The 14008-nt window shown below is 47.9% G+C and carries 11 protein-coding genes and 1 pseudogene; 2 read left to right on the plus strand and 10 right to left on the minus strand.

The features are described from left to right. Positions 1 to 185: 185 nt before the first annotated feature. Positions 186 to 1013, plus strand: coding sequence for a pantothenate kinase (locus ACE1CM_RS07045; protein ID WP_374876688.1), 828 nt, complete (start codon positions 186 to 188; stop codon positions 1011 to 1013). 160 nt (positions 1014 to 1173) lie between these two features. Here the strand turns inward: ACE1CM_RS07045 and ACE1CM_RS07050 are convergent, their stop codons facing one another. After that, complete coding sequence (locus tag ACE1CM_RS07050; RefSeq protein ID WP_374876689.1) at positions 1174 to 1629, minus strand: NUDIX hydrolase; 456 nt, start codon at positions 1627 to 1629, stop codon at positions 1174 to 1176. A gap of 511 nt (positions 1630 to 2140) precedes the next feature. On the opposite strand from ACE1CM_RS07050, the gene ACE1CM_RS07055 reads away from it, so the two are divergent. Next, a complete protein-coding gene (locus ACE1CM_RS07055; protein WP_226575194.1) occupies positions 2141 to 2320 on the plus strand; it encodes a hypothetical protein in 180 nt (59 codons plus the stop codon). Positions 2321 to 2444: 124 nt separating this feature from the next. On the opposite strand, the gene argH is transcribed toward ACE1CM_RS07055, so the two are convergent. The 9 genes and pseudogenes from argH to ACE1CM_RS07100 form a co-directional block, all read right to left on the minus strand. Then, positions 2445 to 3860, minus strand: coding sequence for an argininosuccinate lyase (gene argH, locus ACE1CM_RS07060; RefSeq protein ID WP_374876690.1), 1416 nt, complete (start codon positions 3858 to 3860; stop codon positions 2445 to 2447). Between the two features lie 89 nt (positions 3861 to 3949). Then, complete coding sequence (locus tag ACE1CM_RS07065; protein ID WP_374876691.1) at positions 3950 to 4204, minus strand: hypothetical protein; 255 nt, start codon at positions 4202 to 4204, stop codon at positions 3950 to 3952. Positions 4205 to 4288: 84 nt separating this feature from the next. Then, positions 4289 to 5518, minus strand: a pseudogene (locus ACE1CM_RS07070) (RNA-guided endonuclease InsQ/TnpB family protein). 215 nt (positions 5519 to 5733) lie between these two features. After that, positions 5734 to 7275, minus strand: coding sequence for a GAF domain-containing SpoIIE family protein phosphatase (locus tag ACE1CM_RS07075; protein ID WP_374876692.1), 1542 nt, complete (start codon positions 7273 to 7275; stop codon positions 5734 to 5736). Between the two features lie 124 nt (positions 7276 to 7399). Then, positions 7400 to 8548 carry an RNA-guided endonuclease InsQ/TnpB family protein gene (locus ACE1CM_RS07080; protein WP_374876693.1) on the minus strand — a complete coding sequence of 383 codons (1149 nt, stop codon included), beginning with the start codon at positions 8546 to 8548 and terminating at the stop codon, positions 7400 to 7402. A 537-nt stretch (positions 8549 to 9085) separates the two neighbouring features. Then, positions 9086 to 10708: a signal recognition particle-docking protein FtsY gene (gene ftsY / locus ACE1CM_RS07085; protein WP_374876694.1), complete on the minus strand. Its 1623-nt coding sequence runs from the start codon at positions 10706 to 10708 to the stop codon at positions 9086 to 9088. Positions 10709 to 10864: 156 nt separating this feature from the next. After that, the gene (gene nusB, locus ACE1CM_RS07090; RefSeq protein ID WP_374876695.1) at positions 10865 to 11488 is read right to left on the minus strand and encodes a transcription antitermination factor NusB; all 624 of its coding nucleotides are present in this window, start codon (positions 11486 to 11488) and stop codon (positions 10865 to 10867) included. 771 nt (positions 11489 to 12259) lie between these two features. Then, complete coding sequence (locus ACE1CM_RS07095) at positions 12260 to 12961, minus strand: DUF502 domain-containing protein (RefSeq protein WP_374876696.1); 702 nt, start codon at positions 12959 to 12961, stop codon at positions 12260 to 12262. 124 nt (positions 12962 to 13085) lie between these two features. Beyond that, positions 13086 to 13979: a glycosyltransferase family 2 protein gene (locus tag ACE1CM_RS07100; RefSeq protein WP_374876697.1), complete on the minus strand. Its 894-nt coding sequence runs from the start codon at positions 13977 to 13979 to the stop codon at positions 13086 to 13088. Positions 13980 to 14008: the final 29 nt, after the last annotated feature.

Genomic DNA, 14008 nt, shown 5'->3' on the forward strand with positions numbered 1-14008 from the left:
ATAATAATTTCATTCAGTTGCGGGACTTAAGCGCACCTATCCGGGTTTCTCTGAAAAATCGTCGGGAAGGGTAACTGGAGATCCCAGCAAAAAACAAAGGTGATAGGCTCGGAATGCGTCAGTCATATTTCAGCGCAGGCAATGCTAATAAATAAGTGTTATAACGTCTATTTGTACCAGTAAAATTGAAAAAAGAGCAACCAATCTGGCTGGGATTAACTATCGGAAATTCCCGGTTACACTGGGCAGGGCTTATCGGAGAAACCCTGCAAACCTGGGATACAAACCATCTACCAGCAGCCGCTATCAAAGAAATAATTGAATCCTGGAGTGCGGGAATATGGCCTCAAGAGATTTTGCCGCTAAAAGGTACTGTCAGCGCTCCCAGGGATTTACGCTTATATGTAGCTTCTGTTGTTCCGACTCAGACGGAACTTTGGCAAGCATATCCAGCAGTTCGCATTATTACCCTCGACCAAATTCCATTAGGGGGAATTTATCCTACCCTGGGAATAGACCGCGCCTTGGCAGTATGGGGCGCTGGTAAAATTTGGGGATGGCCCGTATTAGTCATCGATGCTGGAACAGCATTAACTTTTACGGGGGCAGATGGGAATCATCAACTGGTAGGTGGGGCGATTTTACCCGGATTGGGATTGCAGTTAAAATCTTTGGGACAAAGAACCGCAGCACTACCGGAAATTGAATTACCCGCAGAAATACCCCAGCGTTTTGCTTTAAATACTAAAGAGGCAATGCAAAGTGGAATCGTCTATACGGTTATAGCAGGGGTGCGAGACTTTATCAGCGCTTGGTGGGACTCCTATCCAGAAAGTAGAATCTTGCTAACGGGAGGCGATCGCACTTTGATGTTCACCTATCTGCAAACCCAAGCACCCGAAGTCGCCGCCAAAATAACCGTTGAACCCAATCTAATTTTTTGGGGAATGCGGTCAATAGTCAATATTCCAGGACTTACCCACGATGAGAAAATAAACCAGGTTTCTTCGTAGATCTCTAGTTTACAAACCAATGATTTTTCGGAGAAACTTTGGTGTTTGCGTCAGTCCTGCATTCAATAGTCACTACTAAAGGCGGGTTTTATATACAATTATTGGCTCAAACAAATAACTTAGATCAACTCGCCTCCCTGCCTTTGCTGACGGGACAAATTTACGCGATCGTTGTCACCCCATTCAGATAGTCATGTAACTGGCGGTCGTGGTCGTGGCTGAGTTTGCCCTTTGGCAGATCGGCGCGGGTAAAAGCCTGGATTTCGCTAAGTTCCAAGGTATCCTGAACCTGCATCTTGCCCTGCACTTGCGCTTCCACTAATATAGCGATGGAATGAATTCGAGGGTCTCGATCTGGTGCGGAATAAACGCCGACTAAGCGGCAAATTTTCACCAATTCCAGTCCTGTTTCCTCAGTCAACTCCCGCGCTACCGTCGTGGGAATATCCTGTCCCCAATCTACGATACCCCCAGGTAAGCTCCACTCACCCGTATCGCGGCGGCGAACTAAAACGATCCGACCGTCCGGTAAAATGGGAACGATCGTCGCGCCGACAATCGGATGGCGAAACAAAATACCTAGAACAGTTTGTACGAATTGCCACAATCGAAGCATATATAAGCTCAGGTAGCTGCAAAACCGGAAACAATGTCCAATAGTCTGATAACCGATTTTTTCGCAAGGTTAAATTGGCAACAATCCGGGCAGCAAGAGATTTTGACTTGACTCTATAGTAGATTGTTTCAATTTTTACATTCTCCTAGCGCTAACCGCAACCGCCATGAGGGCAAGGGCATAGCGACGCAACAAGTAAATGCGATAAACTGAAAACCATCAATTCTGAAAGACAAGTCAGTCGCGAGGATGCGGTTTTGAAAAGCAGAAAATCGCTGGATAACAGCGATCGCGGCTCTCTATAGTGCAAAATGGATCAAAGGCTGCGGGTTAACAAAGCTCAATCCAAGCAAGACAACCGACCGACCCGCGAGTTGCGCTCGCGATAGCAGGTTCAGCAACGGTTGAATTCTGACAATCTTAGCAAGGGTATTTGGGCAAGGCTAACGCTGACAAGCATTTCTCGCCCTGCCTGAGAATCTGTTTTTGTTGTTTATTTAACGAGGTGACCATGTCTAAGCGCCGCAATCCCAAAAAAGAAAAGGAGCAGCGCAATAAAGCTTACGCTCGCAAGTTTCGCAAGCGTACAACTACAGGTCGTTTTTCCAGAAATCGGCGTCCCCCAATGGGCGGCAGAAGTGGTGACAACTTCAGCGACAACGCCGAAGATGATATGGAAAAAATGGAGTAACAACCCATTGGGTAATCGGTCATAGGTCATTGGTCATAGGTAAGAATCGACAAAAGTCAACCCTATATGACGTATTAACCTATGACCACAGGGTACAGCCGATAAAAATGGCCCCAGTTGCTCTTTATTCGAGTTTCGACCGCGCTGCAACAAGTGCAAGTCTGACTTGCTCAAACCCGGTGCCGCCGTAACTATTGCGCGCGGCAACGACTTGTTTGGGAGCAATGGCGGGATAAATATCAGCTTCAAAAGCTGGGTGCAGCGCCTTCCACTCTTCCAAACTCAAATCTTTTAGCAGCTTGCCCGCTTCCAGGCAAGTTCGCACCACCTTCCCCACCAGGTTATAAGCTTCCCGGAAGGGGACGCCTTTGGCTGCTAGATAGTCTGCTACATCGGTAGCGTTAGAAAAATCTTCTGCAACGGCATCTGCAAGGCGCGTGGTGCTAAATTCTAGTCCTTCCCGCAGCAGGATAGTGGTGGCTTCCAAACAAGCTTTAACCGTCTTAACGCTGTCAAATAAAGCTTCTTTGTCTTCTTGCAAATCTTTGTTGTAAGCCAAAGGCAGTCCTTTGAGCAGTACTAGCATCCCTTGCAAGTGACCGAAAACGCGCCCCGTTTTACCCCGCACCAGTTCCGGTACGTCGGGATTTTTCTTTTGGGGCATAATACTGGAGCCGGTGGCGCAGCTATCTTTGAGTTTGACAAAGCCGAATTCTTGAGATGACCAGAGGATAATTTCCTCGGACAGGCGGCTGAGGTGAACCATAATCAAGCTAGCGGCACTCAAGAATTCAATCGCAAAATCGCGATCGCTTACGCCATCGAGACTGTTGGCATAGGGTTGCTCAAAACCCAGTAGCTGCGCCGTATAATGCCGATCGATGGGGAATGTAGTCCCGGCGAGGGCACCGCACCCCAAGGGAGAGATATTAACGCGCCGATAAACCTCTCCCAAGCGCTCGAAGTCGCGCTGTAGCATTTCAAAGTAAGCCAGCAGGTGATGGGCCAAACTCACTGGCTGAGCGCGTTGTAGGTGCGTATAACCGGGAATCAAGGTTTCTACATGGAAAGATGCCAAGTCGAGTAACACCCCTTGAAACTCGCGCACTTGGGTGCGAATTTGTTGGATTTGATCCCGCAGGTAAAGTCGGGTATCGGTACCTACTTGGTCGTTGCGAGATCGCGCCGTATGCAGCTTTTTACCCACATCACCGGCAATTTCTGTCAAACGCCGTTCTACGGCAAAATGAACGTCCTCGGCGTCTAGACCCGGTTTAAACTGTCCTTGGCGGTATTCTTGACGAATTTGTTCTAGACCCGCTACCAGTTGCTCTCCGTCTTGGGGAGAAATAATCGCCGTATGCGCCAGCATTTTGGCGTGGGCGATCGAACCCGTAATGTCGTATTCAATCAATTCGATGTCAAAATTAATACTGGCATTAAACCGTGCGATCGCCGGATGCAGCGCCGACTCAAACCGCTGGCTCCAGGTTTTTGGCTCAATACTGGTATTGGCTTCTTGAGAGAATTGCGTATCCAACTTGTCCTCTTTTTTTCGCAGAAACCGGGCATTTATTCTAGAAGTTCACCAAAAAAGTCAATTTCCCATGGGCGAACTACTAAGGGCGGCTAACCAAAGCTGGTAAAACCCTTAATCATGTAGCCTAAGATAAATCCAATTATCATCGCCCAAAGTTGCCCTGTTTTGACAAAGTGGTTCCAGGCTCTTTGTACATCGCCCCATAGGTCGGTTTGCTTAATTTGTAGAAAAATATCTATCCAAGTAAATGGAATTTTGGCGATCAAGGCGAGCATCCACTCGTGATAAACAGCCTGGTAGCTCAACCAAGTGGCGGTTATTGCTTGTATTCCGTTGACGACCATTGTTAATTTTTTCTCGCTAATTGGATATCGATTGAGGCGGCGAGAGCCAACCTCCAGGATTTATTTAACTTGACGCTCCCCACCCTACGAAGTTGAGGGTGGGGATTCTTGTTTCACAGAGTGGTCTTGCTTAAGCATTGTTTCCAAGTTTAAGTAGAGAGCCATCTCTCCACAAGCTTGAATTTCGCTGCGCCCCAACGTATTTGTGATATAGCCAGTTATCGACAATCCTTTGTGCAGGATATTAACAGCAGCATTTTCATCTCTATCGAGTACGACGCCGCAAAAACAAATGTGAGTACGAACCGATAGAGATTTTTTAACTACTGCACCGCATCCCGAACAATCCTGCGACGTGTAATGGGGAGGAACCGCGATCGCTACTTTGCCAAACTTGGCAGCATAGTACTTCAGCCATTCCTTAAATATTCCCCATGCCGCGTCGCTAATCGAAAGAGCTAAGTGTCTATTTTTTACCATGTTCTTTACCTTCAAGTCTTCATAAGCCACGAAATCGTTAGATTTCATCACGCATCTTGCTAACTTCACAGCAAAATCTTTACGCTGGCGCGAGACTTTCAGGTGTTGTTTACCTAATCTGGTTATAGCGGCTCTTCTATTCCTCTTGCCTTTAACCTTTTTAGAAACTCGACTTTGTAGGCGCTTCAATCTTTTTGAAGACTTTCTGAGGTAGCGGGGATTTTCTACTTTTTCACCGTTGCTGTCGGTATAGAAATGGGTCAACCCCATATCTATGCCGATACATTTTCCGGTAGGCTTAACCTCGTCCGAAGCTAATTCCGAGTTAATTGCGAATTGGCAATAATAACCGTCAGCACGTTTCACCAATCTAACTCGCTGATTTTCCTCTTTTTGCTAAAAAAAATGCAGGTCGCGAGTGCCAATTAGCTTGAATCTGCCAATTTTGTTTTTATCGGTGAAGGTGATGTACTTTCTGTCAAGAGAGAGCGCCCAGCCCGATTTTTTGTACTCGACAGAGCGTTGATTCTTCTTGAATCGCGGGAAACCTTTCTTGCCAGGTATTTTCTTTTTGCAATTGTCAAAAAATCTGGTGATGGCTGCCCAGCACCGCTCTGCCGATGATTGCCTTGCTGTCGAGTTGAGTTTGTCTGCGAAGGGGAATTCCTTAGCCAATCTGGCAGTGTATTTGTTCAGGTCGTATCCATTGGTACCGTGATTATCCATCCAGTATCTTAAACACTTGTTGCGGATAAATTGGGATGTGCGGATAGCCTCGTCCACTGCAAGATATTGCTCTAAGGTTCCAAGACATTTAAACTCGTAAACGAACATGGTGTATCGACCTAACTACCACCGTTTTATAGTAACCTTGCTTCCATAAAGTAGCAATTACTTAAATTGTCGATTTTTAAATTTTGTCGGGATTGACCTCACAAAATTTACTCGCGTTATATCCCCACCCGTCATTAGGGATGGGGATATAAGGCGATTTTTGATAAAACTTAGGCATAGTACGGCGATTTCACAGGAATTTTCGGCAATCGCTCCTAACTGGGTTGGACTTGCATGACCACGAGGGTCATATCATCCCCATTGCGGTTTCCGGGGCCGATAAATTTCAGGACTTCGTCAAACAAGTAGTCTAGAATAGATTGCGCTCCCGTACAACGCTGACAAGCTCGCTGGAAGGCTTCGATCAGGTTTTCCTCATCAAAGCGATCGCCGCTGGTATTCGCCGCTTCGGTCAACCCATCGGTGTAGTAAATTAACGTATCGCCGGGAGCGAGTTGCACTTGAGCATCCTCGTATTGCGAGTCTACATCCAAGCCGATCAACATCCCTGCCGTATCCAAGCGCATCACCTTGCGAGTTGCTGCTTGCCACAAAAATGGAGGATTGTGGGCAGCGTTGCTGTAATACAGGATACGGCTAGCCAAATCGTACTCGGAATAAAACAAAGTTACGAACCGATGGGAATTTTCCAAATCGGCGTACATTACCTGGTTCAAATGTTGCAGAATCCTAGCAGGGGAGTGACCGTTAAGCACTTCTGCTCTGAGCATTCCCCGCGTCATCGTCATGATCAAACCCGCCGGGACGCCTTTGCCCATCACGTCGCCGATCGCGATCCCCCAACGTTTCTTTTGGATTTTACAATTTGGATTTTGGCTCGTTAAGAGACTCCAGCTTGGTAATGCGGATGGGAGTTTTGGCGCATCGCCCCTAGTTTTGGAGTCTTCTGCTTGTATAGTTCGCTGCCAATCCGGGTGGGTGGGGATAAAGTCGTAGTAGTCTCCGCCAACGCGATTGGCGGGTTTGCAGCGAGCGGCTAGTTCTATGCCTGGAATTTTAGGACACTGGTGAGGCAGCAGACGCTGTTGAATTTCGGCGCCAATTTCCAGTTCGCGATCTAGGCGTTCTTTTTTGCGTAGTTCGACGGTCAATTCGTCGTTAGCGATCGCAACTGCTGTTTGATCCGCCACTAACCTGACTAACTTTTGTCGCGTTTCCGTCCAAGTGTACTCCGGATCTCGGCTAAAGACATACAACCGCCCCCGTTCGTCCTGCTTAACCAAAATTGGCGTACCAAATAACTGAATATCTGCGCCTAATAATTGGTTAACCTGCTCATCCAGCTTCGCCAGTTTTTTCTCCTGTGGTTGTGCTTCGGTGATATCTAACTCTGAAGAATTTTCCGGTAGCGACGGGGATTTTTTGGCGCCAGTATCTGCAATTTGACGAGTTGCTGTTTCAATTGCATTCCGAATCTGCGTACCCTGAACGCTATCCTGGCAGTGCAATTGCTCTAGTTTTACTTGACCGTTAGGTTTTAACAATACCAACGCACTCGCGTCAGCATCCGTTACTCGCGTTGCCATCAGCGGTATCAACTCCAAAAACTGGTTCAGATTGTTGAAACTTCGCAGGGCAAATCCCAAAGAACTCAACAAATCCTGAATTTTATTTTGTTCCCGATGCAACCGCGCCACCAGTTGTTTGAGGGCAAAAACTGGCGTTACTTCAGCAGCGGCGTCGCTGTTTGAGTCAGATGAGTAAGACGATGAGCGATGAAGGGGCACAGCAGTCACTAATAGCAGTGAAAAGTGGTTAATCTAGCTTGACATACTCCCGACCGCATAGGCCGATGGGGATTCATAAGCCCGTTGACTTTGCGGCTTAATCTCTAGGGCATCGCTACCCTTACTTCCTGCTTCATTGCACCCGCCTCGACGCAAGCGAGCGTTTTGGTCTTATGGTCGCTCCACAGGCTGTCACGGTCTGTCCGACCGCCAAAATGTTCCTTGCCGCATTTACATCCCGGTCATGGCTTGTCCCACACTTCGGACACTCCCATTCCCTCACGTTCAGCGGCATCTTATCCATCACATATTCACAGCTAGAGCAGCGTTTGGAACTGGGAAACCATTGGTCAATCTTAACCAGATTTCGTCCGTACCAGTTTGCTTTGTAATCTAACTGTCTAACCAACTCACCCCAGCTTGCATCGCTAATGGCTTGAGCAAGTTTACGATTTGCCAACATTCCTTTTACGTTCAACGTCTCCACCACTATCATTTGGTTTTCGTGGATGAGTTTGGTAGTTAGTTGATGTAAGTTATTTTGTCGGATATTGGCGATTCTGGCATGTTGCTTGGTTAGGGCTAACCCTGCTTTGTATCGGTTATTGGACCCCTTCTCCTTTCGAGCCAGGGCTTTGTTCAGTCGTCTCAGCTTCTTGTGTGCCTTGCGGAGTGATTTCGGGTTGGTAAACTTCTGTCCATCGCTGGCGGTGACCAACGTGCTGATACCCATATCCAACCCAATACGCTGGGTTGTCTGAGGTAGTGCCACAATTTTGACATGGCAAAGAATCGAGATGTACCACCGTCCGCTGGGGGTGAGCCGAACGGTGACATTAGATGGGTCAGCATACTTGGGTAACTGACGTGACCATCGGATATCCAACGGTTGATCGCACTTAGCCAGATAGATTTTGCCGTTCCGATATCGAAATGCAGCACGGGTAAACTCTGCACTGCCACCGCCACGCTTCTTTTTGAAGCTAGGGTATTTTGCTCGTCCCTCGAAAAAGTTGTTGAAAGCGGATTGTAGATGTCTGAGAACTTGCTGCAACGGAACAGAAGAAACCTCGTTGAGGAAGTGTAGCTCTTCCTGCTTCTTCCACTGAGTTAAGGCGCTGGAGGTTTGGTTATAGCTGATTCGCAAACCTTCCCCATAGAACGATTCTGTCCGGTAGTTCAACGCCTTGTTGTAGACTAACCGCACACAACCGACTGTTCGCCTCAGCAAGTTCTCCTGCTCAGGCGTTGGATAGAATCGGTAGCGAAATGCTTTTTCCATGTCTTGCATTCTAAGTGTGTACCGATACTTTTTCGCTCACGTTTGCTAACAAATACATAAGTTAAACCACCAAATGTTGGTTTAACCAAGGCGTATCAACCAATGCACCCAGGAAAATCCCGCGCGCACCATTTAGATCCCGGTTCATTTCGGAGGATTGACCTCGCTTAGTCTAGAGCGAAGAACAATCCCCACCTTTTAGACGGATGGGGTATTCCACGAATTTGATAAAACTGAAAATATACTACTGTTTGAGCAGTTTGGCTTCTATTACAGCCTATTTTGACAGTCTTAAGAAAATGAATTATATCAGATACTTGCTTTAAAGTCAATAACAATTTTTCAGAAGAGGTGGGAGCAATTGAAGTATGAGGACTTACCCTCGATCGCCCCAACCCTCGGATAAAAAAAGCGCTGAAAAAAAGCGCTTACGTCCGCTGTGTTCACCCTTTTTAAGGGGAACGGCAGGAGGATCGGGGGGCTACAATCATTTTTTGATGGATGATGTCAGAGAGCGCGATCGCACTCCCTCACTTGCTAACCACTCAACAAAGCTTCGACAAACTCGTAGCTGGAGAAGGGGCGTAAATCCTCAATCCCTTCACCTGCGCCGATAAAGCGGATGGGCAAACCCAATTGTTGTACTACTGCTAAGGCAACGCCGCCTTTAGCAGTTCCATCGAGTTTGGTTAACACGACGCCGCTGAGTTGGGCAGCTTCTGAAAAGACTTGGGCTTGGCGCAGTCCATTTTGACCGAGAGTAGCATCTAAAACCAGTAAAGACTCCACGATCGCGCCTTCTGCTTTTTTATCGATAATCCGACGCACCTTGCTGAGTTCGTCCATCAGGTTTTTCTTATTCTGGAGACGCCCTGCGGTATCGACCAAAAGCAATTCGGTTTCCCGTGCTTTGGCTGCGGCGATCGCATCAAATACCACCGCCGCCGGATCGGTATTCTGTCCTGGATTGGCAATCACTTCAACGCCGCTGCGCTGTCCCCAAACCTTGACTTGTTCTACCGCCGCCGCCCGGAAGGTATCTGCCGCTGCGATTAAGCATTTATAGCCTGATTTTTCGGCAATATGGGCTATTTTCCCGATGGTTGTGGTTTTTCCTGCCCCATTCACCCCTGTAATCAACCAAATATTCAACGCCTCTTTTTCTGGCACAAAAGCACGTTTGTGGGATTTTTGCAGGGGTGCTTCGAGCATATCCCGCAGGATTTGTTTGAGGTATGCGATCGCTGCTTCTGGTGGTAGGGCTTCTTCCCGCAGTTTACTTTTTAGCGCTTTTATGATATACTCCGTCGCCTCTACCCCAACATCAGCTTGCAACAGCAACGCCTCGATCTCCATCACCGCATCTTGATTGAGCGGCCCCTGACCGACAATTGCCTTAAGCTGGTTGATCAGATTGCGGCGAGTTTTGTCTAAGCCTTGACGCAGCTTTTTGAGCCAAGTAATTTCTTCCACCGAGACATCTTCGGCGCGGCGTCCTTGAGCCGCCAAAACTTCTGCCGACCACAAAAATCCTTCATCAAAGGCAAGTCCCGGCACTTCTTCCATCGCCACAGCGGCTGGCTGGACGTCCGGTTCGGGTTCTTCAATCGCTGTTTCCTTCAGGCGTTCCATCCGCGCCTGTAGGTCATCTTTTGCCCAAAAAGGCACTGATGTTGGTGTGGCAGGTGCGACGGGTGGTTGTGCTTTTGTTTCCTCCTGGACTTGGGTTGTTTCTGCTACAGGGGTTTGTTGTACCGCTGCTGATACTTGGGGAGATACCGTCGCCGCTGAATCACCCTCTGTAGCAGTAACTAAACTTGCAGCAGTTTCGGTAGTTTCTGCAACGGCAGCAATTGTTTGAGTCGGTGTGGCTTCCTCAGTCAAGGGCGATGGGGCTGCACTTTCTTCTGGCGTAGTTGTTTCGGGTTCCGTCGCTGGGGTTTCGGCTTCTTGTTGCTGTGTTTGTTGCTTCGCCTGAATATTTTTGTAGGCAGCTTTTGCCCAAGTCAGGTAATCAGCAGCAACTTCACCAGATGGCTTTGGTGCTGCCTCTGGCTCAGATTGCTTGACTTGGGGTTGAACTTCTTTAGTTTCTGCCGGTTGCTCTTTTTTCTGTTCGCTAGCGTCGCTATGCTGGCGGCGGAACCAATTAAATACCATTGCACTTATACTTGCTAATTGCTAATTGCTGACTGTTAATTGTGATATCAAGCTAGTCTAATTCCATGATAAAGACCTCTGGAGCATCTCGATCGTTTTTGCCTTCCCGGTTCACTTGTAAATAGCGATTAGGGATTAGCCACTCACCAATAGCTATTAGCGATTAACCTCTTTAATTTGTTCCAGGGTTCGACGCAGAACCCCATTAATAAATCGGTGTCCTTCTTCACCGCTGTAGCGTTTGGCTAGTTCCACCGCTTGGTTAATTGCCATCTGATGGGCGAGTTCCATAAATTGGATTTCACACACTGCGATTCGCAGAATATCTCGGTCAACGCGAGCTAGGCGATTCAATTGCCAATCCACCAGGGATTTTGACAATATATCGTCAATTTCGCTGCGATTGGCATTGACGGTAGTGATGATTTGGATGGCGTAATCGCGAATCTCTCGTTGATTGGATATTTGAATAAATTCTGGTAATTCTACAGCGCCACCCAAGCGGTTGACTGCTGTTTGAGATAGTTCAATCGCATCTTTTACCATTGCTGTAGCACTCTGGAGATCTGAGGCGCGGGTTTCGCTCTTAAGAAGGCGATCCGCAGCGCGTTTGAGTTCTGCTGCGGCTGCCTCTAAAGCATCTTGAACTTCTGTACTCAGAGTGCGGACAGCAGCGAGAACCAGATCTGCTAGTTGTTGTTCCGAGAGTTTTTCTGGATTAGCTGGTAGTTGAGATAGGCTCAGCAGAGCCAGTTCGCGGGCAATTTGACGGGGTTGCATAAGCTTCGTCGGGCATGACGGCAGGGGGATCTTGGGCAGGTGGGCAGGTGAGCAGGTGGGATTTTCAGAGAGATTTAAGGCAAGATTATCGTTTGTACGGTAAAACCTCACCTGCTCACCTTTGGGGGGCGCGTTTAATTTAATCGTCTGTTTCTGTCAAAGGTGATTGGTGAAACCCACACCGTAATTGCTCACCTGCTCACCTGCTCACCTGCTCACTTGCCCCCTGCCTCACTGTACACCAAAATGAAACGGGAGGCTGGTAGCCCCGTCAATTTATTGCGGGGCCCCTAGCTGACGCGGGCGAATTTATTCACTGTCACAATTATTAAGTTTTCTATCTAAAAACTTGCACCAAACATGGTTTTATAGTAGGTTGTTTTTTGTGTTGCATAATGCACTAAAAAATTAACGCCAAAAAACAAACTTCTTTCTATAGCTGAAATTGCGGAGAAGGTGGCGAAAATAATGTCGATTCATACCCGAAACGAATCGACTGCCCTAATCAGGATGGTCTTTTTACGGAATGTCAACAACATTCAGGGACGGAGCAGTTCCGGCGGGCGGTAAAAAGACAGAATCATCATCAAATCGCAAGCAAGTAAGCGCGTCCGAAAGCAGGTGGCTGATTACCCCTGGTGATCGGTTCGCCCCATAGCTAGGAAAGTCCAGCCAGATAGCTGTCCCTCTAGGTTCAGGGCGAAAAGCTGTACCCAACTCCTAGCCTGAATCCGCGCATCTTTAGAGCGCGGAATGGCTCAATTTATTGATTTAGACTTCTTCTTTCAAAAGGGGTTGGTTCAACTGCCGCTCTTGAAATGGAGGTATAGCCAAAGGAGCGATCGCGCTAGGGCTAACAATGCCGCCGGAGATAATTACCTTAAAGGCATCTTCCACAGACATGGATAGATCGACCACTTCATCTTCGGCGACGATCGCATACCAACCCGTGGTCGGGTTGGGTGTCGTCGGGACGAAAATACTCAGCATCGGTCTGGAAGATAGCTGAGACTGAAGCTCGGCACCGATCGATCCGGTGACGAATCCGATCGCCCAGATTCCTCGCCGGGGGTATTCTACCAAAATCACGCGGCGAAACTTCCCGCCAGTATCCTTTAAGATAGTTTCCAGCAGTTGTTTGAGCGTTTTATACACCGCTCCGGCTAAAGGAATTGCTTGCAGCAGTTGCTCGCCGACATCGAGCAACCAGCGCCCGAAAATATTACGTGCCATCAAACCAATCAGCAGAATACCCAGCAGCGGTACAGCGAGTCCCACCACCAGATTCAGCAGGTTAACTAAGATTGGATGAAGGCCGTCAAACGGATTGAGCCACTTGGGGATACGAGTGAGAAAATCAATCACCCAAATGGCAACGGTAATCGTCAACCAAATCGTGGTAGCCAGGGGAATTACTACCAAAAGACCTGCAATCAGGTCATTTTTTAAGTCCTGCTTTAGGCGTTGGAACACAGTTAGGCCACTCTTTGTCAACTGGCTCAAGTTTACCCATAACAGGCAAGATGCCTGTTCCACGTATACGGGGGATGGACTAGATGGTATCAGAAATCACTGTTTTCCGCACGCCGTTTTCTAGCTAAGACGAAGGTTTGACCCCAACCGAATCAACATTAGACTTCCCCAGATCCGCAATCTGGGTTGCTTCTAACTTGGGTGACGGCATGTGTTCGATTTCCCAGACTTTGAGCAAAATCAGATATTCGTAGAAAGCCTGCAAAGTACACCAAGCAAATCCCGCTTGCCCATCCAGGAATCCCCCCAGAATGAAATACATGTAAATAAAGCGCAACAGGGGTCTAAAGGGTAAACGCAACGACAAATCCTTCAGCGCCCGCCGTTTTTCTACTTCCGAGCGCCCAAAGAATAAATCTATCCACTTAACATTTCCCCGTTCCAGCTGATGCAAGGTTTCGTAAGCTTCGTCAGTCGAGTAGCGGTTGTGCTTGTCAAGCCAGCGACTTAATCCTTTGCTGCAAGTGTAGTGGGGATAGGTTTGTTTCAGAAAGCCGGTTGGCCCATCGCAGACTTCCCGTTCGGTGTGACCGTAATCTGTAAACCAAACTTTGTCCTTGCGGAACAGTCGCATTTGGTAGCGGGGGTATTGGGTACTGCGGCGAATCCACTGTCCCAAAAACATGACGCGCTCTGCTACGTAGTAGCCGATGTAGTTTTGACTTAAGATTGCCTGCGAACACTCTTGAAACAGCTCTTGAGTCATGCGCTCATCGGCTTCTAAGATGTAAACCCATTCGTGTTTGGTTGGGATTTCTTGCAGCATCCAAGTCCTCTGGCGTCCGTGACTTTCAAACTCGTGCTGCACTACACGAACCGGATAGCGGCTGGCAATCTCAACGGTGCGATCGCTACTACAAGAATCCACCACGATAACATCATCGGACAGCAAAGCTGACTCGATGCAAGCGGCAATATCAATTTCTTCGTTGTAAGTCAGGATATAAATCGAGAACATGCCCAGCTTCCAGTCACAGCAACAAATCT

The sequence above is a fragment of the Microseira sp. BLCC-F43 genome, from assembly GCF_041929235.1.
Classification (GTDB): Bacteria; Cyanobacteriota; Cyanobacteriia; order Cyanobacteriales; family Aerosakkonemataceae; genus Microseira.